The following is a 26,502-nucleotide window of genomic DNA, read 5'->3' as shown; positions in this document are numbered from 1 at the left end:
ATCCGGGTTGACACATCATTCCGACCACGGGTCGCAGTACCTGTCTGTGACCTACACCGATCGTTTGATCGAGCTGGGCATCACACCGTCGGTGGGCACGGTTGGCGACTCCTACGACAACGCCCTCGCCGAAAGCGTCAACGCGAGCTTCAAGACCGAGCTGATCCGCCGGCGTGGACCGTGGCGAACGGTCGACGACGTCGAGTTCGCGACGCTCGAATACGTGTGGTGGTACAACCATCAGCGTCTGCACGAAGCGCTCGGCTCCATGCCCCCGGCTGAATACGAGACCACCCTGATCGACATCTCACAACCCAGCGAGTCAGCCACCCCGGCCCTCGTAACCGCATAGGAACAAAACCTGGGGTACTTCAGTCAGCGAGGGCAGCGTCATCGTGCACCTGAAGCCCTACGTTGCTGGACCCGCTGATGGTTCCCTTGCTCCACACCTAGTACCGGACGCGTTTGAGGGTGCCTTGAGCACGATTCTGGATATGCACAACGAGTTCGAGCGCGGTGACGCGTGGGATCTACTTTCGAAAAGGCCTGATGCCCTGCTCGATTCTGTTCGAAAGTTCGTGGTCGCTCTCAACGATTTCCACGCCGACGTCCAAGTCGACGCGTTTGTCACCATCGGTGAGCGTTTGCGCTCAACGCTAACGGAGCGCGGACGAGCAGATGCCATGCGCTTCTTCGCGTATCGCGAAGAACTGGTCGAAAACCAAGTGATTGCAGGCAACGTTCGCGGCTTGAGCGACGCCGGTTGGATCGAACTGGTGAGCCCGGGACGGCGAGGAAAGCGAAAGATCAAGGAAGTACCAGCTGAACTTCTGGACAGCGGAGAGCTCACATATGGTCGTTACGTCAGAATTAGAGTCTCAGAACAGACCGCACCCAAGAAGAAGACGGTCTACAGATTCAAGGAATTACTGTCTGATGATCAAATAGATACAGACGAATCGGTTCACACCGAACTTAATTGACCTGACCGTCACGCCCGTCTTGTCGTCGCGGACTAGGCCCCCTGGGTCGACGCGGGTCTTGACATACACAGGGCCGCTCGCTGCGTCACGGTGCGCGACCGCGCACCAACGGCCGAGGCATGCAGGTGTGTGACCATAGTGATCCACCTACGATCATCGACGTCTAGCTACGTCGGTTATTTTGAGTTGTGTCAATCTGTGTCGCTCTCGCACGTGTTCGAACGTCCATTCACGTCCGACACCACCTCTGACCTGCGGCCAAACAGTGCCCCCAGTCGGACTCGAACCGACACTGTGCGGATTTTAAGTCCGCTGCCTCTGCCAATTGGGCTATAGGGGCCACCGCTGGAACCTGGGCTCCAGCGGTGACGATCATATCGGCCCAGCCCTACCCCGGGATCACCGGCGGCACGAACTGGAATGTCGTACCCAACAGCCAGACGAGCAGCAGCACCACCGGGAAGTGAAAGATGAACTGTAGGAACGTGAACCCGATCAAATCACGTGCCCGCAGGCCCAGTACGGCGAGCAACGGCAGCATGAAGAACGGGTTGATCAGGTTCGGCAGAGCCTCGGCGACGTTGTAGATCTGGACGGTCCAGCCGAGGTTCATCTGCACGTCCGTCGCGGACTGCATGACGTAGGGCGCCTCGACGAGCCATTTGCCGCCACCCGACGGCACGAACAACCCGAGCACGACGGTGTAGATCGCGATGACCACGGCGAATCCCCCGCCGCTGCCGACGTCGGTGAAGAAGTGCGCAAGGTGTTCGGAGATCGTGACGCCTCCCCTGCCCTCGGCCTCCGTCAGAATCGCGGCCATTGCGGCGTACAGCGGGAACTGCACCAGGATGCCTGCCGTCGCCGGAACTGCCTGCGCAACGGAATCGAGGAAGCGTCGCGGAGTCCCGTGCAGCACGAGGCCGAGCATCAGGAACACCAACAGGTATCCGTTCAACGACGACACCACAGTGAGTACCGGCAGCGTCAACAGCTGCGACACAAGCCAACCCAGCGTCATCGCACCGGCGAACCACGGCAGAATGCGACTGTATTCCAGCCACTCACCGGGGCGACTGCGCGGTGCAGGTTCGGCAACGGTGTCGTCGAGATCGACATTCATCGACTCCGCGGTCTTGATCGCCGCACCCTTCGGCGCGGAGAAATGCGCGATGACGACGGTCAGCACGGTAATGATGAAACACGTCAGCAGCGACTGCCACGTGAAGATCGTCTTGCCGAAATCGAGGACGCCGGTGATCTGCAGCAACGACGCGGGCAGCGAGCTCGCGGTGGCCTGCAACTGCGCGGCCGACGACGACATGCCGAGCGCCCAGACCGCTCCGAGACCCATGAATGCGGCCGCGCCGAGGGCCCGGTAGTCGACCCGGAGATCGTCCCGGCGGGCGATCGCTCGCGCCAGCAGACCACCGAACACCAAACTGAGTCCCCAGTTGAGGAACGACACCGAACACGACAGCAGTGCCACGAAACTGACTGCGCTGCTGGGAGAACTGGGAATCCGCGCGAGGCGCGTGATGAGCCGAGCAACGGGCGGCGACGTCGCCACCACGTACCCGGTCAGTACCACCATCGCCATCTGCAGCGTGAACGCCGTCAGATCCCAGAAGCCGTTACCGAAGGCATCGACGACATTCTGCGGCGACGACCCGTTGACGAACGCCGCCACGGCGACGACGACCACCCCGGCCAGGGCAAAGATGTAAGCGTCGGGGAACCATTTCTCGGTGGCGCGGGCAAGAGCCTGCGCCGCACGCGCCAAACCCTTTTCGGACGGAGCCTGCGTCGTCGTCATCGATAATCCTCGCTTCGGAAGTTGTGACCCCCAGCACAGAGAACACCGAAACGTCATGCGATGCAAGGAACACCGCCGCAGACGCGAACTGCAGAAATGCAGGGTCGCTGGTCACCCGTTGTGAGCAGAAATGTAGTCCCTGGACTACATTCGCGCGCACGAGCGCCGGAGGCGCCTACGCACGCACGGGTGGCGGAGCCACACTGAGAGCGATGCCGTCGAGAATGTCGTGCTCACTGACGACGAGTTCGTCGATACCTGCGCGCCGGGCGAATTCGTCGGCAAGCGCCAACGTGACCAACGATCCGCCGCCGATGACGTCGACCCGTCCCGGATGCATCGGACCGAGCGCGGCACGTTCGTCGTGCGTCATGTGCAACAGTCCGTCGCAGACCTGACGCAACTTCGCGAAAGAGATGCGGGACAGATGAATTGCGTTCGGATCGTACTGCTCGAGTTCGAGGCCCAGCGCGGCCAACGTCGTCATCGTGCCCGCGACGCCCACCCACGTCCTCGCCTTCTCGACGGGCACGGCGTCGAATGCGACCTGCAGTCGCTCACCAGCGAAAGCCCTTGCGGCAGCGATCTCTTCGTCGGTCGGAGGATCAGACGGAAGGCACCGCTCGGTCAGTCGAACACAACCGATGTCCGCGGAGTACGCCGCCTCGACACCGTCGGCGTCGCCCAGGACGAGTTCGGTCGACCCACCACCGAGATCCACCACCACGAAAGGCGCATCGCCCGAACTCAATTCACCGACAGCACCCGCGAACGACAGACGCGCTTCCTCGTCGCCGGTGATGACCTCGGCGACGGATCCAGGCACGATGGGGTCGAGGATCTCGCGCGTCATCGCAAAGAAGTCCTCGCGGTTGGACGCGTCGCGCGTCGCTGAAGTCGCCACCATCCGCAATGCGGAAGCACCGGAGGAACGGATGATCTCGGCGTACTCGGCCAACGCAACCCGGGTGCGTTCGATGGCTTCCGGCGCAAAGGATCCCGTTGCGTCGACGCCCTGTCCGAGCCGGACGACGCGCATCTCGCGGGCGACGTCCGTCAGGACACCGTCGTCGATATCGGCGACCAGAAGCCTGATGGAGTTGGTACCGCAGTCGATGGCGGCGACGCGAGTCATGCTGTATCTCCGCGTAGTTCGGCGACGGTGGGCCAGTCGGCTGGAATCGCGGTGCCGCGCAACGACGATTCGGCAGCGAGCGCCACAGCCTCGTCGCCGAGGGGATTCAATCCTAGGCCTTTGGCCAGAGAATGCGCGATAAGCACGTGCAGACACTTCACCCGGTCGGGCATTCCGCCGCCGGTGAAATCCGTTCCGAGAGACTCGATCTCGTTGCGCTCGGCGAGGTAGGACTCGTGGGCGCGCCGGTAGCCCGCGGCCAAATCGGAGTCGGTGCCGAGACGTTCAGTCATCTCCCGCATCACTCCCGCCGACTCCTGTCGACTCGCCTCTGCGGTGAGCCGCGGATCGGTCAGGTAGTACAGAGTGGGGAACGGAGTGCCGTCGGGAAGCTTCGGCGCAGTCTTGACGACGCCGGGCTTTCCATCCGGCGACCTGTACGCGATCTCCAGGACGCCGCGCGGTTCACGCCCGAGCTGGGCTGCGACTGCGTCGAGATCTTCTTGCGAGACTGCCGGACTCACCCGACCGGTCCTCCTTCTGCTGCTGGAGCAGGTGCAGGCGCGAGCGCCGGGAGCGGAGGGGTTTCCGGCTCGTCGGTCGGTTGCGGCTGCACTGCCGATTCCCACAGGTCTCGATACCACGGACCCGCGGATTGCTTGTTTGCTTCTTCTTCTCGATCCGACTTCGCGACGTCGCCGGGCAGCTGCACCGTGTACGGCGTCTCCCCCGGCATGACCCAGAACAGCCGGGTACGAGCTGCGGCAGCGATGCGCGCAGGCTCGTTCAGCTGAGACTTCTCGAGCTCCAGATTTCTGACGTCGTTCTCCAGATTCTCGCGTTCGGCGAGCACCTGCTGAAGCTCGGCGCGCTGCGAGAAATACGTGCGCAGCGGCATCGCGAGCGTCAACGCCAACGCACAGACGACGACGGCGAGAACGACGGCCCGCCCCGTCGACAATCCCAGAAACGTGCGGTCACTTCGTGTCGACTTCCGGGCGCCGACGCGTTTCGGCGCTGCCCTACCGGCAACGACGGCGTCGCGCGCCTGCTCGGATGTTTCCGGCGCGGGTGCACCGGAGCTGCGCTGGTCTCCCGACGCAGCTCCGGCCTGCCGATTACGGGCGGTCGACGTGCGGCCACGAGGCCTGGGATCCCGTCCACCCGGACTGGTCCCCGGTCTTCCTCGTCGTGCCGCCATGTCCCACCTTCACTGTCGAGCCGAAAACTATCCCTCGTAATTGAACCGGGGGAAAGCCAGCTCGCCCGCGTAACGCGCCGCGTCACCGAGAGCTTCTTCGATTCGCAGCAACTGGTTGTACTTGGCGACGCGCTCGGAACGAGCCGGGGCACCGGTCTTGATCTGGCCGCTGCCGACAGCAACCGCGAGGTCGGCGATGGTGACGTCCTCGGTCTCACCGGACCGGTGGCTCATCATCGTCTTGTAGCCGTTGCGGTGCGCGAGGTCGACGGCGTCGAGGGTTTCGGTCAGCGTTCCGATCTGGTTGACCTTGACCAGCAGCGCGTTGGCCGCACCCTTGACGATGCCGTCCTCGAGACGCTCCGGGTTGGTGACGAACAGGTCGTCGCCGACGAGCTGCACCTTGTCACCGATGGTGTCGGTCAGGGCGACCCAACCGTCCCAGTCGTTCTCGTCGAGCGGATCCTCGATCGACACCAGCGGGTACGCGTCGACCAGCTGTGCGTAGAACGCCGACATCTCCTCGGCCGACTTGGTCTCACGCTCGAAGGCGTAGCCGGTGCCAGCGGTGTAGAACTCGGTCGCGGCGACGTCGAGAGCGAGCGCGATGTCGCGGCCCGGCTCGAGTCCGGCCTTCTGGATTGCTTCGAGGATGAGGTCGAGTGCTGCCTTGGTGCCGGCCAGGTCGGGAGCGAAACCGCCCTCGTCACCGAGACCCGTCGACAGGCCCTTGGCCTTCAGCACGGACTTGAGCGAGTGGTAGACCTCGGCGCCCCAGCGCAGGGACTCCTTGAACGTCGGCGCACCGAGCGGCGCGATCATGAACTCCTGGACGTCGACGCCGCTGTCCGCGTGCGCGCCGCCGTTGATGATGTTCATCATCGGGACGGGCAGGATGTGCGCGTTCGGTCCACCGAGGTAACGGAACAGCTCGAGTCCAGCCGACTCGGCAGCAGCCTTGGCGACGGCCAGGGACACACCGAGAAGCGAGTTCGCGCCGAGGCGGGACTTGTTCGGGGTTCCGTCGAGATCGAGAAGAGCCTGGTCGACGGCACGCTGCTCGATCGCGTCAAGGCCGATGACGGCCGGTGCGACCTCGTCGAGAACAGCGTTGACGGCCTTCTCGACGCCCTTGCCCAGGTAGCGGTCGCCACCGTCGCGCAGCTCGACGGCTTCGTGCTCACCGGTGGATGCACCGGACGGAACTGCCGCGCGGGTCAGAGTTCCGTCGTCCAGTGCGACCTCGACCTCGACCGTGGGGTTGCCACGGGAGTCGAGAATCTCGCGAGCTCCGACCTGCTCAATGATGGCCACGAATGCATCTCCTTGTAACGGGGGCGGGCTGATGTCTGCCGGGTGTCAGACTAGCCGCTCGCCGACGACGCCCGCATGCCACGGCAGGAGCGGAGCCTGCAGGAGCGACCAGAGCTGTGCCTGCGAGCAAAGCGGAGCTAGGCCCGCGTCCCGACCGAGTAGGCGGCGGCCGCGTCGCGCACGTCGCGCAGATAGACCCCGGACTGGTTGTAGGCCATGAGGGCTCGCTCCCATCCCTCCGGAGTGCGGAGGTCGCCGCCGCGCGCACACAGGTAACGAGCCGCGGTCAGGGCCGCGTCGTCGAGATTGTCCGGGTTGGCCACGCCGTCGCCGTTGGCGTCGACGCCCCACTTGCGCCAGGTCTCGGGGATGAACTGCATCGGGCCCATCGCTCGGTCGTGTTCGGGGTCGCCGTCCATGAGACCGCCGTCGGTATCGGGGATCTCGGCGACGCCCGGTGCGCCGTCGAGCGGGATTCCACGGATCGGCGGGGACACGGTCCCGTCGGGTGCGACCGACGATCCCTGATAGGTGCCGTGCCTGCTCTCGATGTATCCGATGCCGGCGAGCGTCGTCCACGCGATGCCGCAGTCCGGTGACGTCGCCTCCATGATGGCCGCGGCATGCGCATACGCGGCGAGGGCCGGAGCCGAGATGTTCAATTCCGCCGACTGCGGTTCTGCCCACGCGAGCAGCAGGTCGGCGGTCCGGCCGGGCGCATTGAAGTCGATCATCGGCACGGGGGTGCCGGGACCGGGCGGGATGCCCTCGGGGATCTGACGCGGCGGCTCGGTAGACCCACAGGAGGCGGCCACGAATCCCACCGACACGACGGCGGCGACCCAGCCCAGACGGTTCTTCACTCGATCCATCCTGCACATCAAAAGTAATAGAAACCTAAAGCGGGGAGAATGCGCAGTTCAAGGGGGTTTTCTCGGCCGAAAGAGGGTGTATGTTGCTCACAACCGCATGTAGGGTCGCCTACCCTTGTTTCGTCGTTCAGGAGCATCAGACGTTGTCCGTACTCGCCGCCTCAGGATCCGCTCCGTCGATCGCCACGCAGATGTTCGGCAGCGGACTCATCGGACTCCGTGAAGGACTGGAGACGGGCATCGTCGTCATGATCCTCGTGGCGTTTCTCGTGAAAGCCAAGCGTCGCGACGCCCTGAAGTGGGTCTGGATGGGCGTGGGCATCGCGGTGGCGATGGTTGTGGTCATCTTCTTCGTCATCCACTACGGCACCTCGACCGTCACCGGTCTGACCGCGGAGGTCATCGCGGGCCTCGCCTCGCTGGTCGCCGTCGCGATCGTCACGACGATGGTGCTGTGGATGAGGACGGCCGCCAAGGACATGTCCGGGGAACTGCGCAGCGGAATGGAACGCGCATTGTCCGTCGGACCGATCGCGGTGCTGACGCTGTCGTTCTTCGCCGTCGGACGTGAAGGCGTCGAAACTGCGTTGCTGATGGTCGGGTACGCCGAGAACTCACACGGCAGCTCGTGGCCGTTGCTCGGACTGCTGCTCGGCATCGTCGCCGCCGCAGTCCTGACGGTACTGCTCTACTTCGGTGCTATCCGCATCGATTTCGCCAAATTCTTCCGGTACACCGGCATCTTCCTCATCGTCGTCGCCGCGGGCATCCTCGCGTACGGCATTCGCGCAGTGCAGATCGGCGGGCTACTCCCCGGTGGCGGCACAGTCGCATTCGACATCACGTCGCACTTCGACGCCTCGAGCTGGTACGGCACCGTGCTCGCAGGCATCTTCAATTTCCGTCCCGAACCGACCCTGTTGCAGGTCGTCGGCTGGGCGCTCTACCTCGGTGTCGTTCTGTTCCTCTTCCTGCGTCCGGTTCGTGTTCCCGAACCCGCACTCACCTCATGAAAGGCGTCGTCTCGATGCGTCGTACCACCTACGCTCTCGCCGCTGTCGCGGTTCTTCCCCTGGCGCTCGCCGGCTGTACGGAGAAGTCGTCGTCCGAAGCCAGCGCAGGAGACATCGAGGTAGCAGCGACCGACACCACGTGTGACGTCGCGAATACCGAAGGCACGACGGGCAACTCGACGTTCCAGATCACCAACAACGGAACGAAGGTCACCGAGTTCTACGTCTACGGCGAGGGCGACCGCGTCATGGGCGAAATCGAGAACATCGGCCCCGGGCTGACGCGTCAACTCATCGTGTCGCTGCCCGACCCGGGCACGTACCACACGGCATGCAAGGCAGGCATGGTCGGCGACGGCATCCGCGGCGACTTCGTCGTCACCGGCGATGCGGTCCGCCAGGCCGACGACGACGGTCTGCTCGAGGAGGCCGCGTCGGGATACAAGCGCTACGTCGTCAGCCAGGTCGACGCACTGCAGGAGACCGTCGCTCAGTTCGTGACCTCGGTCAAGGCCGGTGACATCGACGCCGCGAAAGCTCAGTTCCCCGTCACCCGTAGCTACTACGAACGCATCGAGCCTGTCGCCGAGAGCTTCCCCGACGACCTCGATCCCCGCATCGATCTGCGTGAACCCGACGTCGAGCCCGGAGACACGTGGACCGGCTTCCACCGGATCGAAAAAGACTTGTGGCAGCAGGGAATTCAGCCCGACACGAACGCCATGGCCGATCAGCTGCAGGCCGACATCGCCGAACTCGCCGAGAAGGTGAAGGCCGACGACTTCACGGTCGATCCGATCCAGGTCGCCGGTGGTGCACAGGGCCTGCTCGACGAGGTCGCGAAGACCAAGATCAGCGGTGAAGAGGACTTCTTCTCGCACACCGACCTGTGGGACTTCCAGGCCAATGTCGACGGTTCGCAGGCTGCCGTCGCCGCGGTGCGTCCGATCATCGATCAGCGTGACGCCGCATTGGGAACGCAGATCGACGCCCGGTTCGCCGAGCTCGATGCAGAACTCGCCCAGTACCGCCAGGGTGACGGCTTCGTCTCCTACGACACCGTCACCGAACCCCAGCGTCAGGAACTGTCGAACAAGATCGACGCCCTGTCCGCAGAAGTGAGCCAGGTGCAAGGTGTCGTCGCAGGAACCTAGGAACAACGGCTTTTCCCGACGGCGCCTCTTCGGCGCCGTCGGGGCGGGGGCAGCTCTCGTCGGAGCCGGGGCCATCGCCGGCGGTTGTGCCGGGTCTCGTGAGGAAGACGCGGCGTCGGACGTCGTCGCCTTTCGCGGCGACCACCAGGCAGGCATCGTCACGCCTGCACAGGACCGCATGCACTTCGTCGCCTTCGACGTCACGACGGATTCGCGCGACGACTTCGTTGCGATGCTCCGTGAGTGGACACTCATGGCCGAGAGATTGACGCGGGGCGAAGAGACATTCGACGGCGGCGCAGTCGACGCGGGCGAATACAAGCCGCCGACGGACACCGGTGAGGCACTGGGGCTTTCGGCCTCGTCGTTGACCTTGACGATCGGGTTCGGGCCGGGATTGTTCACGCGGTTCGGCCTGGAGGGTTCGCGACCGGCGTCGTTGGCCGACCTGCAGCATTTCCCCGGCGACAACTTGGATCCTCTCAGGTCCGGCGGCGATCTGTGTATCCAGGCCTGCGCTGATGATCCCCAAGTTGCTGTCCACGCAATTCGAAATCTGGCTCGGGTGGGCTTCGGCACCGTGTCGGTCAAGTGGTCGCAGCTCGGATTCGGGCGGACGTCGTCGACCTCGACGTCACAGGCGACCCCGCGAAACCTGTTCGGTTTCAAGGACGGAACGGCCAACCTGAAAGCCGAGGACCCCGGCGCCCTGGACGAATTCGTGTGGGTCGGCGACAGCGATCAGGAATGGATGCGCGGCGGGTCGTTCCTCGTGGCACGACGCATTCGCATGCTGATCGAATCCTGGGACCGCACGGTGCTGAACGAGCAGGAACGAGTGATCGGCCGCAGCAAGGGAACCGGTGCACCGCTGGGTCTTCGCGACGAGTTCGACGACCTGGATCTGGAATCGAAAGGGCCGCAAGGGTTCCTGATCGACAAGGACGCGCACGTACGGCTGGCGTCGAAGGAAGAACTGGGTGGGGTGCAACTGCTGCGCCGCGGCTACAACTTCACCGACGGATCCGACGGCTTCGGCCACCTCGACGCCGGACTGTTCTTCATCGCGTACTGCCGCGACCCGCTGACTCAGTTCGTTCCCATGCAGTTGAACCTCGCTCGCCACGACGCGATGAACGAGTACATCCAGCACGTCGGATCGGCTGTGTTCGCCTGTCCCCCAGGGTTGGGCGAATCGGAGTACTGGGGTTCGACGCTGTTCGGCTGATCGCTTGAATGTCACATTCATACGATCAGATAGCTTGGGCGCGCCATTCATGCGATGAGTTTCGGGTGCCTGCTCGGTCCATTTCCCGTACTTCAATCATCTACGACGGGAGCGCACGTGCCACAGCTAGTACGAGTCCAGAATTTCAACGTCTCCAGCGACGGCGTCGCGGCGGGGGTGAATCAGAGCTTCGAGAGCCCGTTCGGATTCGATCACTCCGGCATGTTCGCGTGGGCCGGCGCCACCGCGAGTTGGCCGAACCGCACCGATCCGGGCGGCACCCGCGGTCTCGACGACTACTTCACGCGGGACTTCGCGCACAACATCGGCGCCGAGATCATGGGCCGCAACAAGTTCGGGCCGCAACGGGGGCCGTGGGAGAACCTCGAGTGGGAGGGCTGGTGGGGTGACGAACCGCCCTTCCACACACCCGTTTTCGTTCTGACGCACCACGAACGCCCGTCGATCACGCTCGGCGAGACGACCTTCCATTTCGTCGACGCCGACGCCGCAACCGTGCTCGACCAGGCGAAGAAAGCAGCCGACGGCCGGGACGTGCGATTGGGTGGTGGCGTCACCACCATCCGCGAGTTCCTCGACGCGGACCTCGTCGACACCATGCATGTAGCCGTCTCCGACTTGGAGCTCGGGGACGGCCTGAAGCTCTGGGAATCGCCCGACGAGCTGAACGACCGCTTCGAACACGAAGTTGTCCCCAGCCCCAGCGGCGTGACGCACCATCTGTTCTGGCGTAGGTAGTCGGGGCCGCGATCGCTTGAATGGTTCATCCATACGATCTGATGGCTTGAAAGCGTCATTCATGCGGGGTGGCCGCGCGCCCGGCTGGAGCGAGGGCGTCCCTCGGTCACTCCGAGTGACCGAATGTCACCCTCGCTCCGGAAAGCGCGGGGGAAAACAAAAGCCCCTACTTCCGGCCCCAATTCTCGATCCACTCGATGGCGGTGAGCTTTCCCGGCTGCGCGCCGTGGAGCTTGGCGGATTCCTCGGCACCTCGGACGCGCCGGGCGAAGTCGAGGACGTTCCGACGCAACAGGTCCTCGGCGCTCTCGCCGCCGTGACTGTGGTCGACCCCGATGTGGACGGTGCGCAGGTCGTCGGGTACGAGTTCATCGGGCAGCCCGGCCTTGGTAGCGCGCGCAACGACCTTCTGCGCCAACGCAAGTGCGGGCTGGGCCATCGCGATGCCGTCGAGGCAGGATCCACGCGCCTTCTCGGCCGCCTTGCGTTCTTCCCACGCCTTCTCCTGCGTGGCGACGTCGATCGGACCCGTCGAACCGTCGGTCAGATGGGGTGTCCGGTGGGTCAGTTTGGTGACCAGACCGGCGGCGACGTCGTCGACGTCGAACGCGTTCTCCTCGGCGTCCTGCGCGATGCGTGAGTGGAAGAGTACCTGCAGCAGAATGTCGCCGAGTTCCTCCTTCAGATCGACGAGGTTGCCGCTGTGGATGGCGTCGAGCAGCTCGTAGGTCTCTTCGAGGAGGTAGCCACTGAGCGACGCATGTGTCTGCTGCGCTTCCCATCCCCCGATCGTGCGGAGGCGATCCATCAGTACCACAGCTGCGATGAGGTCGTCGCCGGGTAGCTTGGGCGACTCGACGACGCGGTCACCGCGCCTGATCCGATCCAGCACATCGGGATTACGGGGATCGGTGCTGACGAGCACGGCCGCGGACCCGTCGGCGCGCGCGGTCCCGGAGAAGAGCCATCTGGTCCGCACCGGTACTTCCTCGGTGAATTCCACTACCCCGCTGAGGAATTCGATCGCCTCGGCCGGGACCATCGTCGGCCGGGCCGGATCGAGCAGCACTACCGTCATCACACCCCCACAGTCTGCTCCAGCAGCACCGATCGAGACGGCTTGCCGTCCAAGGACAAGATCAGATCGGCGATGAACTGGACCAGTTCGACGTCGCGTACACGGGCGGCGCCGACGCCACCACCCTCGACGCGCGGCAGCGGCAGCTGCACGACGCCGGTGGTGGCACGGTACTGCGCGTTCGGGTAGAGCCGCTTGAGGCGAATCTGTTTGGAGTCGGGAAGATCCATCGGAGCCAGCTTGACCTGGGTTCCCGCGACAGTGATGTCGGTGAGGGCGTACTCCTTCGCGATGAGCCGAAGTTTCGCGACCGACACCAACCGTCCGACTTCCTCGGGCAGCGGACCGTATCGGTCGGTCAGCTCGTCGACGACAGCCTTGATCTCGTCGGAATCCGATGCGGCAGCGAGCTTTCGGTACGCCTCCAGCCGAAGCCGATCGCTGGTGACGTAGTCGGGCGGAATGTGCGCGTCGACCGGAAGATCGATACGCACCTCCTTGGGCGCCTCGTCCGTCGTGATCGGCTTGCCGTCGGCCGCCGCGCGGTAGGCCTCGACGGCCTCACCGACGAGCCGCACGTACAGATCGAATCCGACGCCCGCCACGTGACCGGACTGCTCGGCGCCGAGAACGTTACCGGCGCCGCGGATTTCGAGGTCCTTCATCGCGACGGCCATACCGGCACCGAGATCGGAGTTCTGCGAAATGGTCGCGAGCCTGTCGTACGCGGTCTCGGTCAACGGCTTCTCGGCCGGGTACAGGAAGTACGCGTATCCCCGTTCGCGGCTTCGCCCGACGCGTCCTCGCAGCTGATGCAGCTGCGACAGACCGAGAGAATCACTGCGTTCGACGATGAGTGTGTTGGCATTGGAGATGTCGAGGCCGGTCTCGATGATGGTGGTACACACCAGCACATCGGTCTCGCGCTGCCAGAAGCCCTGCACCGTCTTCTCCAGCGTCTCCTCGTTCATCTGGCCGTGAGCCGTCGCGACGCGCGCCTCGGGCACCAGGTCACGAATACGCTTGGCTGCCTTGTCGATCGAGCTGACACGGTTGTGGACGAAGAACACCTGGCCGTCGCGCAGGAGTTCGCGTCGGATAGCCGCGGCCACCTGCTTGTCGTTGTACGCACCGACGTACGTGAGGATCGGGTGGCGCTCCTCGGGCGGGGTGAGGATGGTCGACATCTCCCGGATGCCGGCAAGACTCATCTCCAACGTACGAGGAATAGGCGTCGCCGACATCGTCAGGACGTCGACGTGCGTCCGCAGCGACTTGATGTGCTCCTTGTGCTCGACGCCGAATCGCTGCTCCTCGTCGACGATGACGAGACCGAGGTCCTTCCACGTGACGCCGGTCTGCAACAGGCGGTGCGTTCCGACGACGATGTCGACGGTCCCGTCGGCGAGACCGGTCATCACCTCTTTGGCGTCGGCGCCGTGGGTGAAGCGGGACAGACCCTTCACTGTCACCGGGAACGACGCCATGCGGGCCTGGAACGTCTGCAGGTGCTGTTGCGCCAGAAGGGTTGTCGGCACGAGCACGGCGACCTGTTTCCCGTCCTGCACCGCCTTGAACGCCGCGCGCACCGCGATCTCGGTCTTGCCGTATCCGACGTCGCCGAGGATGACGCGGTCCATCGGAACCGCCTTCTCCATGTCGGCCTTGACTTCGGTGATGGCCGTCATCTGGTCCATCGTCTCGGTGAACCCGAACGCGTCTTCCATCTCGCGCTGCCACGGCGTATCCGGGCCGAATGCGTGACCTGGCGCGGCCTGGCGTGCGGCGTACAGCTGCACGAGCTCGCCTGCGATTTCGCGAACGGCCTTGCGCGCCTTGCGTTTCGTATTGGCCCAGTCGGATCCGCCGAGCTTGCTCAGCGCAGGCAGCTCACCGCCGACGTAGCGCGAGAGCTGGTCGAGCGAGTCCATCGGCACGAACAACCGGTCACCGGGATGACCGCGCTTGCTCGGTGCGTATTCGATGACGAGGTATTCCCGACGCGCACCGCCGACCGTCCGCTCGATCATCTCGACGAACCGGCCGATGCCGTGCTGATCGTGTACGACGCTGTCGCCCGCGACCAGTGCGAGCGGGTCGACCTGATTCCGCCTCTTGGCGGGCATCTTTCGGCCTTCGGCCGCGGTGACGCGGTTGCCGGTGAGGTCGCTTTCGGTGACGACGACGAGTCCAGCGTCGGGCAGAATCAGTCCCTCGTGCAGCGAACCGCACAGGACGCTGACGACGTCGGGCAGCGGCTCGGCACCCGAGTCGATGTGCGCCGCAGGCACATCCGCCTCGCCGAGTCGCTCGATGATGCGCGTAGCGGTGCCCGCCCCGGCGACGGCGATGACGGCGCGACCGCCCGTCGACACATGTCCGCGCAACATCGCGAAGACACCGGCCAGTAGTTCCTCGGAGCCGCGGACCTCGGGGACACCTTCGATGGCGAGTTCGACCTCGTCGTCACTGCCGGAAGCCAGCGGACTGATGGTCCACCACGGGCGACCGTGTGCCTCGGCGGATTCCCGAACCTGCCGCAGCGAGCGATAGGCGGATGCACCGAGATCGAGGCCGACACCGCCCAGGCTGGACGTATCGAGTGTCGACGCGTCGAGTGGGGCCGCGCCGCCGACGGACGCCGCCGTCCACGACGCTTCGAGAAATTCCTGCCCGGTGCGCACCAAATCGGTTGCGCGCGTACGGATTCGCTCGGGATCGCAGAGCAGGACGTGAGCACCACGCGGAAGGATGTCGGCGAGCAGCTGGAGTTCGCCGGGCTGAAGCAACGGCAGCAGCGCCTCCATGCCTTCGACCGGAACGCCACCGGACAATTTGTCGAGCATCTCGACGAGAGCCGCGTCGGCCTGGTTGTCCGCGCTCAGCGCCGCGGCACGATCGCGGACTTCCTGCGTCAGGATCAGTTCCCGACACGGCGGGGCGATGACCGAATCGACCTGGACGTCGGCCAGAGATCGCTGATCGGCGACGGAGAACGCGCGGAGCTCGGTGACCTCGTCACCCCAGAACTCGACGCGCACCGGGTGATCGGCCGTCGGCGAGAAGATGTCGAGGATGCCGCCGCGGACGGCGAACTCTCCACGTTTGCCGACCATGTCCACGCGGGTGTAGGCGAGCTCGACGAGACGGTGGATCAGGCCGTCGAAGTCGGTCTCGACGCCGACCTTCAACGTGACCGGCTCGATCTCCCCCAGCCCCGGAGACATCGGTTGCACGAGTGAGCGGACCGTCGTGACGATGACCTGGATGGGCGGGCCGTAATCGGCGTCGTCGGGACGCGCGAGGCGGCGCAGCACCTGCAGTCGCTTGCCGACGGTGTCCGCGCTGGGCGAGAGACGCTCGTGCGGCAGCGTCTCCCACGACGGGAACTGCACCACCGAGTCACCGAGGATCTGCTCGAGTTCGGCGGTCAGCTCGTCGGCTTCACGCCCGGTCGCGGTGACCACCAGAACCTGCGTCCGCTCGGCCATCGCTGCCGCGACGAACGGCCTCGACGCGTTGGGGCCGACCAGAGTGCGTTCGGCGGCACCCACCGCCTCGGCGACGGACTGCAGCGTCGCGTCGGCGAGAGCGACGCGCGCGAGACCCGACAGATGAAGCGAAGAATCGGAAGGCAACTGCGGGGCTCCTGAGCAAGATCGGCACGACTGTCAGTCCGGCATCTACCCCGCAGGACGGGGCGGAAAACCGGCGATCGCGCTCGATCCTATCCGGCCCTACCGGGCGAAGCGGAAGCCCTAGTGCCGGATGACCCGTCGTGCTGCGAACTCACGGAAGTACTCGAGCTTGCCCGGCGTCACGAGAGACGGGAGCAGGTAGTACCACAGACGTTCCATGCGCGACGGCAACTCGGCAGTGTTGGCCGTGGCCACGGCCACCATGTGCACGCCGGTCAGGATCTCGAGGACCAGCGAGCCGATGGTCCTGGAGTCTGCGGTCGAATCGATGTCGCCCTGCTTGATGGCCTTGGCCGCCAGGGTGTCGAACGCATCCGCCCACCCGGCCATGACGTTGCCCTGGGTTCCGCGGTAGTCGCCGATCTGGTGGCTGAGCCGCAGCATGGCCGACACCATGGGATCGCTGACCGACAGATCCACCACGATGTACGAGATACCGATCGCTGCTTCGAGAGCGGGGATGCGGCCGTCGTTGAACTGCCTGCACGCCGTCGTCAGTCGCGTGTTTCCCTCGTCGATGACCGCGCGGGCCAGCTCTTCCTTCGACCCGAAGTGGAAGTACAGAGCACCCTTGGTGACCTGAGACTGAGAAATGATCTCGCTGAGACTCGCATTCGCGTAGCCGAGACGCAGGAATACGTTCGCTGCGCCCGCCAAGACGGTGTCGCGAGTTATCTCGGCGCGGGCCTGTCTGACCATTGATTCCGCCTTCGCAATACTGGGCCGCCACTGCGCAAATTACGAACGAACGGTACCACCCGGTGGCTTTACGGCCTCTCTCAACTTGCTTCCGGTCCGAACAATTATCACCTGCACGTGTGACGTGCATCTCACCGCAGTGAAAGCGACTGTACTCGCTCTTTTGCTCACGAGAGTGAAAATGGACCGCTCATTCCTCGCCCAATTGCGGTGCAGCCTCCAGATTGGTGAGACCGTTCCAACACAGATTGACAACGTGAGCCGCTACCACTTCCTTGGACGGTTCACGGACGTCGAGCCACCACTGTGCCGTCATCGACACCATGCCGACGAGTGCCTGCGCGTACAGGGGCGCGAAACCGGCATCGAATCCGCGACGCGTGAAGTCGCCCGCGAGTATGTGCCCGACCTTGCTGACGGCGTCGTTGAGCAGGGACGAGTACTTGCCGTCGGCAGCGGCGACGGGAGAGTCTCGCACCAGGATGCGGAAGCCGTCGGTGCGCTCCTCGACGTACGTGAGCAGGGCCAACGCGACACGTTCGACGCGGATGCGCGACCTGTTGTTCTCGAGCGACGACGTGATCATCCACAACAGAGTGGACATCTCGCGGTCGACGATGACGGCGTAGAGGCCTTCCTTGCCACCGAAATGTTCGTAGACGACGGGCTTGGACACGTGCGCGCGACCGGCGATCTCCTCGACCGACGTCGCCTCGTACCCGCGCTCGGCGAACAACGAGCGACCGATCTCGATCAACTGCTCGCGGCGCTGCGTCCCGGTCATGCGTACGCGCGGCGGACGCTCGGGTTCGGACATGACAGCCTCCCACGGTTCTCGCTCGTCCCCCGACCGTCGCGGAGCCTCGGTCACGAGCCTAATGGTGCGTCGGACACGTTTTACGGCAGCGGTTCGACTGACAACCACATCTCATGCGAGACTCGTTGCGCTCGGCGGTGGAGCCGTGGCTGCGTAACCTGGGTGATTGGGTCGCGGGGTCACTACGAAACCGCTGGTCATGATCCGCCGTGGTGTAATGGCAGCACCTCTGATTTTGGTTCAGATAGTTCAGGTTCGAGTCCTGGCGGCGGAGCGAAGAAGCCTTTGGATCAGTTATGCGCGATTTTCGCCGAGGAGCTCAGTTGCCAGTGCACACCGCCGTGGTCGTTCTCGCAGCGGGTGCAGGCACCCGAATGCGGTCGAAGACTCCGAAGGTTCTCCACGCACTCGCCGGCCGCACGATGCTCGCCCACGCGCTGCACGCAGCCGCCGACCTGGGGCCGGACTACCTCGTCACCGTCGTCGGCCACGACCGCGAGCGCGTCACCGAGGCCGTCGACGAGCTCGGCGTCGAACTCGGACGCACCATCCACACGGCCGTCCAGGACAAGCAGCTCGGTACCGGCCATGCGGTGCAGTGCGGACTGCAGGCACTGCCCGAGGACTTCGAGGGCACCGTCGTCGTCACCGCCGCGGACGTGCCCCTTCTCGACGGCCACACCCTCAAGGCTCTGCTCGACGAGCACCTGAGTGCTCCGACCAAGGCCGCCGCGACGATCCTGACGTTCGTCCCCGCCGACGCCAACGGATACGGGCGCATCGTGCGTACCGACGACGGTGAGGTCGGCGAGATCGTCGAGCACTCCGACGCCACCCCCGAGCAGATCTCGATCACCGAGGTCAACTCCGGTGTCTACGCGTTCGACGCGGCCGCACTGCGTACGGCACTCGGACGGATCAGTACGCAGAACGCGCAACAGGAGCTGTACCTGACCGACGTGGTCAAGATCAGCAAGAGCAGCGGCCTGTCCGTCTACGGCACGCAGCTCGCCGACCCCGACCTCGTCATGGGCGTCAACGACCGCGTTCAGCTCGCGCGCGTGACGGCCGTGCTGAACCGCCACATCGTCGAGAAGCACATGCGGGCGGGCGTGACCGTCGTCGACCCGTCGACGACGTGGATCGACATCGACGTCACTCTCGGCGCGGACGTGCGTCTCGAGCCGGGAGTGCAGTTGCTCGGCAACACGCACGTCGGCGAGGACGCCGTCGTCGGCCCGGAGACCACGCTGCGCGACGTCGTCGTCGGCGATCGCGCCTGCGTCGTTCGCACGCAGGCAGAGCTGGCACACATCGGGCCCGGCGCCACCGTCGGGCCCTTCGCATATCTCCGTCCGGGGTCGGAGATCGGCACCGGCTCCAAGGTGGGCACGTTCGTCGAGACGAAGAACTCCACCATCGGCAACCATTCCAAGGTCCCGCACCTGACCTACGTCGGCGATGCGACGATCGGCGAACACTCCAACATCGGAGCGTCGTCGGTCTTCGTGAACTACGACGGCGTCAACAAGTCGCGGACCGTGGTCGGCTCTCACGTACGCACGGGATCGGACAACATGTTCGTCGCTCCCGTCCGCGTGGGCGACGGCGCCTACACCGGAGCAGGAACAGTGCTCCGCAACGATGTACCACCGGGGACGCTCGCCGTTTCCGCTGGTTCCCAGCGCAACATAGAGGGCTGGGTCGAGAAGAAGCGTCCAGGCACGGCCGCAGCGGAAGCTGCAGCACGCGCACTGGCCGCCGAGTCGCATGAATCGAAGGACGGCGAACAGTAGTGACCACCCCTAATTGGATCGACAACCAGAAGAACCTCATGCTCTTCTCGGGTCGAGCCCATCCGGAACTCGCACAGCAGGTGGCGAAAGAACTGGGGATCGAAGTCACCCCTCAGACGGCGCGGGACTTCGCCAACGGCGAGATCTTCGTCCGCTTCGAGGAGTCGGTTCGCGGCTCCGACGCATTCGTGCTGCAGAGCCACCCGTTCCCACTCAACACCTGGTTGATGGAACAGCTCATCATGATCGACGCTTTGAAGCGTGGTTCGGCCAAGCGCATCACCGCGATCCTGCCGTTCTACCCGTACGCCCGCCAGGACAAGAAGCACCGTGGCCGCGAACCGATTTCGGCTCGCCTCGTCGCCGACCTGCTGAAGACCGCAGGCGCCGACCGCATCATCACCGTCGACCTGCACACCGATCAGATCCAGGGCTTCTTCGACGGCCCCGTCGATCACATGCACGCGCACAGCCAGCTCGCCGAGCACATCCGCGACAAGTACAGCCTCGAGCACATCACCGTGGTCTCCCCCGACTCGGGCCGCGTCCGCGTCGCCGAGAAGTGGGCCGACAGCTTCGACGGCGCACCGCTCGCCTTCATCCACAAGACGCGTGATCCGTTGGTGCCCAACCAGGTCAAGTCCAACCGCGTCGTCGGTGACGTCGAAGGCCGCACCTGCATCCTGATCGACGACATGATCGACACCGGCGGCACCATCGCCGGAGCCGTCAAGGTCCTCAAGGAAGCCGGCGCAGGCGACGTCGTCATCGCCGCCACCCACGGCGTCCTGAGCAACCCGGCCGCAGAGCGTCTGGCTGCATGCGGTGCCAAGGAAGTCGTCGTCACCAACACCCTGCCGATCACCGAGGACAAGCGCTTCGACACGCTCACCGAGCTGTCCATCGCGCCGCTCCTCGCCCGCACCATCCGCGAGGTCTTCGAAAACGGTTCCGTCACAAGCCTGTTCAACGGATCTGCATAGGCTTCAGCAGTCCGCTCGGTATCTTTTCGCACCGTCCCGCACATCCCCCCTGGTCGAATGAGCTTGATCACTACGGTGATCGAAAAGCGCAGTTCGGCCGGGAGGGGGTGTGCGGGACGGCTTGCGTTGTGCCCTAAGATGGTTCGTCGTGATCGACGCACAAACTCTGGACAGCCCGGCTGCAACTTCTACCGTCCGAATCGCTCGTTGGACCCCGGGTGGGTGCGTCTGGTGCGGCAGCACCGACTCGATCGAGGACTATCGCAACGAGCCTCGCTGCGGCCTGTGCCGTGAAAAAGAAGCCATCATCGACGAGGCCAAGCACTTCATCGGCATGTACGGCCTCCGCCCCCTCGGCGGCACGCTCGCATCGGACGACGAGGAAGAGCGTGAGTACCGCGTCACCGCTCGTGACGCCCGCGCCGTCCTGAACAGCATCCGCCTCGAGAAGCTGCCGGACCCGGCCGCCGTCCGCAAAGCGTTGCGCCCCAGGGCCGCTGCGGCCGTCGCTGCCCCGCGTGTGGCTCCGAGCACCTCGTCGTCTTCGTCCTCGGCTCCCGCGAAGGCACCCGCACCGAAGAAGGCGCAGGCCGGTGTCACCGGCATCGACCTGATCGAGCTGCAGTCGCGCGTTCAGAAGCTGCTCGGTCAGCTCACCGGAATCGACGAGCAGATCGCCGCGCTCGACGGCCAGCAGAGCCTGCCCGCTCGTGCGCGTCTGAAGGATCTCGACAAGCAGCGCACGACGGTACTGACGACCCTCGCCGCGCTCGAGAAGGCTCGTCGCCGCACCAACTGATGCCGCTGCGCGGCCCGTGCGTGATTAGTTGGACTGGAGTCCGACTATGCACGCGCGGGTGGCGCAGCCGCACTAGGGTGGATCGGGTGTTCAGGTCGCTCACGCGCTTTCAGATCGCCCTCGACGTCGGTTTCGCCGTCGTCTTCATGGTGCTTCTGTCCAGCGCGGCGATCGCACACAACGGTGTCGCCGCCATCGTCGTCCTCGTCGGATACGGTGTGGCACTTGCGTTGCGGAGGCTGTCCCCGGCGTCGGCGCTCGGTCTGTCGTGGATCTGCGCGATCGGTCAGATGGCCGCGGGCCTCGGCACCCAGGCAGCCAACATCGCCATCCTGTTCGTGCTCTTCGCGACGGCCGCGTACGGATCCACTCGTATCCGTCAGCTCGGCCTGGCGTCGGTGGTGGTGGGCGGTGTCGTCGCCGCACTGTTCCTCACGTTCGTCGGCGGCGACGCAGACTTCCTGTACGAGGGCACGCGCACCGCGGGCGAGTACGTCCGCCAACTCGTCATCGTGCTCGTCGGATCGTGGGCGATACTCGGGCTGTCGTGGTCGCTCGGCCGCATCGCGCTGGCGAATCGCACCACGATCGAGGAGAAACATCAGCGGGCCCTGGCCGAGATGGAACAGGCACAGGCGTTGCAGGACATGGCCGTCGAGCACGAGCGCAACCGCATCGCCCGCGACATGCACGACATCGTCGCGCACTCCCTCGCCGTCGTCATCGCACAGGCCGACGGCGCCCGCTACGCACGCGCCTCGGATCCCGAGTCGGTCGACAAGGCCCTCGGCACCATCGGGGCCACCGCGCGCGATGCGTTGCGCGACGTCCGCGGAGTGCTCGCCCAACTCCGTCACAGCGCCGACGACGTCCCCGCTACCGAGTCGCAGGACCTCGGCACACTCGTGGATCGCATGCGCACGGCGGGGCTGCGAATCGACCTCACCGGCGCAGAGGACGTCGACGCGCTCGGTGCGAGTGGACAGCTCACGTTGTATCGCATCGCGCAGGAGGCGTTGACCAATGCCCTCCGCCACGGGGATTCGTCGCACCCGGTCTCGGTACACCTGGAGTCCGACGACGCAGGCACGACCATGACCGTGCGCAACCGCGTGCGCAGCACCGAAGGTTCGGGCGGACACGGCCTGGTAGGAATGCGTGAGCGGGCAGCACTGTCCGGGGGAACGTTGACGACCGGTCTCGACGAAGGAGTATGGACACTCGTGGCACGAATCCCGGTAGCCCGATGACACGGATCCGCGTCGCGCTCGTCGACGACCAGCAACTGTTTCGAGCAGGCATCAGGATGCTCGTGTCGTCGCAACCCGATCTCGAGTTCGTCGGCGAGGCCGGAAACGGCCGTGAGGGAGTCGACTTGGCGACGACAGCATCCCCCGACGTCGTGCTGATGGATATCCGCATGCCCGTGCTGGACGGTATCGCGGCCACCGAGGAGATCGTCGCCGCGTCGGCGACTCCCCCGAAGATCGTGGTGCTGACGACCTTCGACCTCGACGAAAGCGCAGCGCGCGCCATCAAGGCGGGCGCGAGCGGATTCGTGCTCAAGGACGCGGACCCCGAGTTCCTACTGGCCGCCATCCGCACGGTGCATGCAGGAAATTCGGTGATCGCCGCGTCGGCGACGACGGCGCTGCTGAACCACTTCACCGAGACACCTGCCGACCCGGTCGTTCCGGAGCCGTTCACTCGCTTGACCGCCCGCGAACAGGAGATCTTCCGGCTCGCGGCGAAAGGCATGAGCAACTCCGAGATCGCGACGAGCGAGTACCTCAGCGAGGCGACGGTCAAGACCCACATCAGCCGAATCTTCACCAAACTCGACGTGCGTGACCGAGTGCAGTTGGTGGTGTACGCGTTCGAGCACGGGTTGGTGAGCTGACGCACCCTTAGCCACACATCATCCCCGAGATGTACGACGACTGGCCTGCAGCCTGATTCTTCTGCGGCCGCGCGCTTCTAGCGTTTCAGGCATGACCACAACACATCCGCCCGTCGCTCGGGTACACCAGGTTCGCAAAAGCTACGGGGACACGACGAACACCGTCCACGCTCTCGACGGCGTGTCCCTCGACATCCATCGCGGCGAATTCACCGCGATCATGGGGCCGTCGGGCTCCGGCAAGTCGACGCTGATGCATGTCATGGCCGGCTTGGATTCGGTCTCGTCGGGCCGCGTCGCGCTCGCCGACACCGACATCACCGATCTCGGCGACGACGCCCTCACCGAACTGCGGCGTCGGCAGATCGGGTTCATCTTCCAGTCGTTCAATCTCGTTCCGACGCTGAATGTCCGGGCGAACATCATGTTGCCGTTCGAGCTCGACGGCCGCGCGCCCAGCGATGCGGAAGCGGCCTGGGTCGAGCATCTGATCTCGACGCTCGGTCTCGGTGCACGGACGGGTCATCGGCCACATCAATTGTCCGGCGGCCAACAGCAACGCGTCGCGATCGCTCGGGCACTCGGGTCGCGTCCACACCTGATCTTCGCCGATGAGCCCACCGGGAATCTCGATTCCCGCACCGGGCGCGAAGTGCTGTCGCTGCTTGCCGCAGCCGTGCGCGAGTACGGACAGTCGATCGTCATGGTCACCCACGACCCCGTCGCGGCCGGGTACGCCGATCGCATCGTGTTTCTCGCCGACGGACACATCGTCGACGAGCGTCGCCGATCGACACCCGAACAGATCTCCAGCTACATGCTCGCGATGGAGACGGCGGCATGAGGGCGATGACGAACTCGTCCGGACGACGAGAGCACGGTGCGAGCATTCTGGTGACGGCGTTGGCGTCGTTCTTCGGTGTCGTCCTGATCCAGGCGACGGCGTTCCTGCTCGACATCTTCGGGGACGACGGCGAGGGCTCGGTCGCGATCGCACTGTACTGCGTCGCCATGGTCTTCATTCTGCTGGCGTTGTACGTTGCTGCGGTCGTCACGGCCAACACCTTCGGGACCATCGTGGCGGGACGCACCAAAACCATTGCGTTGCTCCGACTTCTGGGCGCGTCCGGCCGCGAGCTACGCCGTTCGGTGTCGCGCGAAGGACTGTCCGTCGGATTCTTCGGAGCGGCAGTCGGACTCGTGGTGGGCGTCGCATCCAGCCACCTCGCGCGGGCGATTGCCGTGTCTTCCGGCAAGCTGCCCGACGTCGCCTACACGACGGTTCAGCCCCTTGTTGCGACGCCCGTCGTCATCGTCGTCGGAACCACGTGGGCCGCGTCGTACATCGGGGCGAAACGGGTACTGGACGTCACGCCGATCCAGGCCACCGGGGCCGTCGTCGACGTGCCAGGAGGCAGTGCGCCACGACGCACCGCGCGTACGGCGTCGGCGATCGTCCTGATCGCGGGAGGCGTGATTCTGCTCGGCCTGGGTGTCGTCGTCGGAACCGTCACGCCCGCAGGTGTTCTCGTTGCGTTCGCCGGCGGGGCCGCGTCGTTCACGGGAGTCATGGTGGGTGCGCGTCGGATCGTGCCGTGGTTGCTGCGGGTGGTGGGTCGACTGTTCGGAGCCTCGCCGTCGGCGCGGCTGGCGTCAGCCAACGCCACGCGGTACCCCGAACGGAGTACGCGCACCGCGCTGGGTCTGCTGATCGGGGTGACGCTGGTGGTGACGTTCTCCGTCGCGATGTACAGCTACCGTTCGATGCTCGAGAACGAGTTCAGTGCCGAGTCGCTCGATCAGGTTCTGACCGTGACCGTCGGTATCATGACCGGCTTGATCGGGTTCTCCGGTGTGATCGCCGCGGTCGGAATGGTGAACAACTTGTCGCTCAGCGTCATGCAGCGGACCCGCGAGCTGGGGCTGTTGCGCGCACTCGGCTTCACGCGCAAGCAGATTCGCAGCATGATCGTGTCCGAGAGCGCGCAGATGGTGATCGCATCGATGGGGTTCGGGCTGCTGCTCGGCATCGTCTACGGGTGGGCCGCGGCGCAGTCGCTGCTGGGGTCGATCGCGCAGTCGGGCATCACGGTGCCGACACTCCCGTGGGCCGTCATCGCGGGGACGGTGCTGTGCGCCGCAGTGCTCGCCCTCGTCGCATCGCTGGTCCCGTCGCGTCGAGCCACCAGGATCTCGCCGGTTGTCGCGCTGAGTGAGGCATAGCCACCCGTGCATGGAAAGTCGTAGCCCAGGCCAGCTATCCGCGCACAGGCGCCGAAGGCGCCCTTCGCGCAAGGATCAACGCGAATCGATCCTGCGGATCGGTCCAGAACTCGTCGATGCGGAAGCCCGCGTCGACGAGTTCCTGCTCGATACCGTCGCGCCTGAACTTCGCCGAGATCTCCGTCCGCAGCTCTTCGCCGTCCTCGAAGGTGACGTCCAGATCGAGATCGTCGATCCGGACGTGCTGTGTTCCCTTGGCACGAAGGCGCATCTCGATCCACTCGGCCTCGGAGTTCCACAGAGCGACGTGCTCGAACTTCTCGGGATCGAAGTCGGCACCCAGGCGAGAGTTGAGTACCGACAACACGTTCCGATTGAATTCGGCCGTGGTGCCGATCGAGTCGTCGTACGCCGGAACGAGAACGTCGGGATCGATCACCAAACCCACTCCCAGAACGAGGAATTCGTCGGCGACGAGTGCCTGCGCGATGTCGGCGAGAAAGATCGCTCTCTCGTCGGGCACGAGATTGCCGAGCGTGCCGCCCAGGAATGCGATGGTCCGACGTCCGTCGGCAGGCAGGTTGTGCAGCGTGTCGGTGAAATCGCTGACGATCCCCTGTATCTCGAGCGCGGGAAACTCCTGCGAGAGCTGCTCGATCGCTCCCGTCAACGCGGACGGAGACACGTCCTGCGGAACGTACTTGCGCAGCGAGCCGTGCTTCGTTCCGGCGGCAAGCAGCAGACGGGTCTTGTCCGACGAGCCGGAACCGAGCTCGACGAGAATCGCGGCGTCGGTGCGCTCGGCGATGTCGTACGCGTGCGCTTTGATGAGAGCACGCTCGGTGCGGGTCGGGAAGTATTCGGGGAGTTCGGTGATCTGCTCGAACAGCTCGCTGCCCGCGGCATCGTAGAACCATTTGGGCGACAACCACTTCGGCGACGCCGTCAGACCCTGCCGCACATCGGCGCGTAGATCGTCGAGCAGCCGTTCCGGCGAGATGTGGACGTCGAGCGCGGTGTCGGACATGGGTCTC

General features: G+C 65.0%; 24 protein-coding genes and 2 tRNA genes. 14 read left to right on the top strand and 12 right to left on the bottom strand.

What is annotated here, in order from left to right:
- Window positions 1-352, top strand: a 352-nt coding sequence (locus tag A3K89_RS08160) for an integrase core domain-containing protein (RefSeq protein ID WP_157105272.1), incomplete at its 5' end; no start/stop codon positions are given.
- A gap of 124 nt (window positions 353-476) precedes the next feature.
- On the top strand, window positions 477-983 hold the full coding sequence (locus A3K89_RS08155) for a hypothetical protein (protein WP_157105271.1): 507 nt from the start codon (window positions 477-479) through the stop codon (window positions 981-983).
- A 266-nt stretch (window positions 984-1,249) separates the two neighbouring features.
- Here A3K89_RS08155 and A3K89_RS08150 read toward each other — a convergent pair.
- The 7 genes from A3K89_RS08150 to A3K89_RS08120 form a co-directional block, all read right to left on the bottom strand.
- Window positions 1,250-1,323, bottom strand: a tRNA-Leu gene (locus A3K89_RS08150).
- 48 nt (window positions 1,324-1,371) lie between these two features.
- Window positions 1,372-2,799: a short-chain fatty acid transporter gene (locus A3K89_RS08145; protein ID WP_068424009.1), complete on the bottom strand. Its 1,428-nt coding sequence runs from the start codon at window positions 2,797-2,799 to the stop codon at window positions 1,372-1,374.
- A gap of 175 nt (window positions 2,800-2,974) precedes the next feature.
- Window positions 2,975-3,934, bottom strand: coding sequence for a Ppx/GppA phosphatase family protein (locus tag A3K89_RS08140; RefSeq protein WP_068424008.1), 960 nt, complete (start codon window positions 3,932-3,934; stop codon window positions 2,975-2,977).
- Complete coding sequence (locus tag A3K89_RS08135) at window positions 3,931-4,458, bottom strand: DUF501 domain-containing protein (RefSeq protein WP_068424007.1); 528 nt, start codon at window positions 4,456-4,458, stop codon at window positions 3,931-3,933. The genes A3K89_RS08140 and A3K89_RS08135 overlap by 4 nt, the downstream gene beginning before the upstream one ends.
- A complete protein-coding gene (locus A3K89_RS08130; RefSeq protein ID WP_068424003.1) occupies window positions 4,455-5,135 on the bottom strand; it encodes a cell division protein FtsL in 681 nt (226 codons plus the stop codon). Before A3K89_RS08130 ends, A3K89_RS08135 begins: the two co-directional genes overlap by 4 nt.
- Window positions 5,136-5,162: 27 nt before the next feature.
- Window positions 5,163-6,449, bottom strand: a complete 1,287-nt coding sequence (gene eno, locus A3K89_RS08125) for a phosphopyruvate hydratase (RefSeq protein WP_068424000.1) — start codon at window positions 6,447-6,449, stop codon at window positions 5,163-5,165.
- Window positions 6,450-6,586: 137 nt separating this feature from the next.
- A complete protein-coding gene (locus tag A3K89_RS08120; protein ID WP_068423999.1) occupies window positions 6,587-7,321 on the bottom strand; it encodes a lytic transglycosylase domain-containing protein in 735 nt (244 codons plus the stop codon).
- A gap of 143 nt (window positions 7,322-7,464) precedes the next feature.
- Here A3K89_RS08120 and efeU point away from each other — a divergent pair, with 143 nt between their 5' ends.
- The 4 genes from efeU to A3K89_RS08100 all read left to right on the top strand — a co-directional run bounded on the left by efeU (window position 7,465) and on the right by A3K89_RS08100 (window position 11,475).
- On the top strand, window positions 7,465-8,334 hold the full coding sequence (gene efeU / locus A3K89_RS08115) for an iron uptake transporter permease EfeU (RefSeq protein WP_068424056.1): 870 nt from the start codon (window positions 7,465-7,467) through the stop codon (window positions 8,332-8,334).
- Between the two features lie 14 nt (window positions 8,335-8,348).
- Complete coding sequence (efeO, locus tag A3K89_RS08110) at window positions 8,349-9,488, top strand: iron uptake system protein EfeO (protein ID WP_068424054.1); 1,140 nt, start codon at window positions 8,349-8,351, stop codon at window positions 9,486-9,488.
- Complete coding sequence (efeB, locus tag A3K89_RS08105; protein ID WP_068423997.1) at window positions 9,469-10,716, top strand: iron uptake transporter deferrochelatase/peroxidase subunit; 1,248 nt, start codon at window positions 9,469-9,471, stop codon at window positions 10,714-10,716. Before efeO ends, efeB begins: the two co-directional genes overlap by 20 nt.
- Before the next feature lie 117 nt (window positions 10,717-10,833).
- Entirely contained in the window at window positions 10,834-11,475 is a 642-nt protein-coding gene (locus A3K89_RS08100) for a dihydrofolate reductase family protein (RefSeq protein ID WP_068423995.1), read from the top strand.
- A gap of 166 nt (window positions 11,476-11,641) precedes the next feature.
- Here A3K89_RS08100 and A3K89_RS08095 read toward each other — a convergent pair whose 3' ends face one another.
- The 4 genes from A3K89_RS08095 to A3K89_RS08080 all read right to left on the bottom strand — a co-directional run bounded on the left by A3K89_RS08095 (window position 11,642) and on the right by A3K89_RS08080 (window position 17,767).
- Window positions 11,642-12,553 (bottom strand): MazG family protein, encoded by a 912-nt coding sequence (locus tag A3K89_RS08095; RefSeq protein WP_068423993.1) that lies wholly within the window; start codon window positions 12,551-12,553, stop codon window positions 11,642-11,644.
- Complete coding sequence (mfd, locus tag A3K89_RS08090) at window positions 12,553-16,191, bottom strand: transcription-repair coupling factor (protein WP_068423991.1); 3,639 nt, start codon at window positions 16,189-16,191, stop codon at window positions 12,553-12,555. Before mfd ends, A3K89_RS08095 begins: the two co-directional genes overlap by 1 nt.
- A 120-nt stretch (window positions 16,192-16,311) precedes the next feature.
- Window positions 16,312-16,950 carry a ScbR family autoregulator-binding transcription factor gene (locus A3K89_RS08085; RefSeq protein WP_068423989.1) on the bottom strand — a complete coding sequence of 213 codons (639 nt, stop codon included), beginning with the start codon at window positions 16,948-16,950 and terminating at the stop codon, window positions 16,312-16,314.
- 190 nt (window positions 16,951-17,140) lie between these two features.
- Complete coding sequence (locus A3K89_RS08080) at window positions 17,141-17,767, bottom strand: TetR/AcrR family transcriptional regulator (protein WP_084423669.1); 627 nt, start codon at window positions 17,765-17,767, stop codon at window positions 17,141-17,143.
- A 203-nt stretch (window positions 17,768-17,970) separates the two neighbouring features.
- Between A3K89_RS08080 and A3K89_RS08075 the strand changes: the two genes are divergently transcribed.
- From A3K89_RS08075 to A3K89_RS08040, 8 genes are all read left to right on the top strand, one after another.
- A tRNA-Gln gene (locus A3K89_RS08075) sits at window positions 17,971-18,041 on the top strand.
- Between the two features lie 49 nt (window positions 18,042-18,090).
- Entirely contained in the window at window positions 18,091-19,563 is a 1,473-nt protein-coding gene (glmU, locus tag A3K89_RS08070) for a bifunctional UDP-N-acetylglucosamine diphosphorylase/glucosamine-1-phosphate N-acetyltransferase GlmU (protein ID WP_068424049.1), read from the top strand.
- Window positions 19,563-20,546: a ribose-phosphate diphosphokinase gene (locus tag A3K89_RS08065; RefSeq protein ID WP_084423662.1), complete on the top strand. Its 984-nt coding sequence runs from the start codon at window positions 19,563-19,565 to the stop codon at window positions 20,544-20,546. The genes glmU and A3K89_RS08065 overlap by 1 nt, the downstream gene beginning before the upstream one ends.
- A gap of 148 nt (window positions 20,547-20,694) precedes the next feature.
- Entirely contained in the window at window positions 20,695-21,345 is a 651-nt protein-coding gene (locus A3K89_RS08060) for a hypothetical protein (RefSeq protein WP_174551390.1), read from the top strand.
- Window positions 21,346-21,431: 86 nt separating this feature from the next.
- Complete coding sequence (locus A3K89_RS08055; protein WP_068424044.1) at window positions 21,432-22,595, top strand: sensor histidine kinase; 1,164 nt, start codon at window positions 21,432-21,434, stop codon at window positions 22,593-22,595.
- The gene (locus tag A3K89_RS08050) at window positions 22,592-23,245 is read left to right on the top strand and encodes a response regulator (RefSeq protein ID WP_068423987.1); all 654 of its coding nucleotides are present in this window, start codon (window positions 22,592-22,594) and stop codon (window positions 23,243-23,245) included. Before A3K89_RS08055 ends, A3K89_RS08050 begins: the two co-directional genes overlap by 4 nt.
- Before the next feature lie 91 nt (window positions 23,246-23,336).
- Window positions 23,337-24,089, top strand: a complete 753-nt coding sequence (locus A3K89_RS08045; RefSeq protein ID WP_068423985.1) for an ABC transporter ATP-binding protein — start codon at window positions 23,337-23,339, stop codon at window positions 24,087-24,089.
- Window positions 24,086-25,468, top strand: a complete 1,383-nt coding sequence (locus A3K89_RS08040; protein ID WP_068423983.1) for an ABC transporter permease — start codon at window positions 24,086-24,088, stop codon at window positions 25,466-25,468. Before A3K89_RS08045 ends, A3K89_RS08040 begins: the two co-directional genes overlap by 4 nt.
- A gap of 34 nt (window positions 25,469-25,502) precedes the next feature.
- Here the strand turns inward: A3K89_RS08040 and egtD are convergent, their stop codons facing one another.
- Window positions 25,503-26,495, bottom strand: a complete 993-nt coding sequence (gene egtD / locus A3K89_RS08035; protein ID WP_068423980.1) for an L-histidine N(alpha)-methyltransferase — start codon at window positions 26,493-26,495, stop codon at window positions 25,503-25,505.
- Window positions 26,496-26,502 lie beyond the last annotated feature (7 nt).

This window comes from Rhodococcoides kyotonense (assembly GCF_001645385.1).
In the GTDB taxonomy this organism is placed as follows: Bacteria; Actinomycetota; Actinomycetes; order Mycobacteriales; family Mycobacteriaceae; genus Rhodococcoides; species Rhodococcoides kyotonensis_B.
Note: the sequence above shows the minus strand (reverse complement) of the source record. Positions and strands in the feature narration are given on the sequence as shown.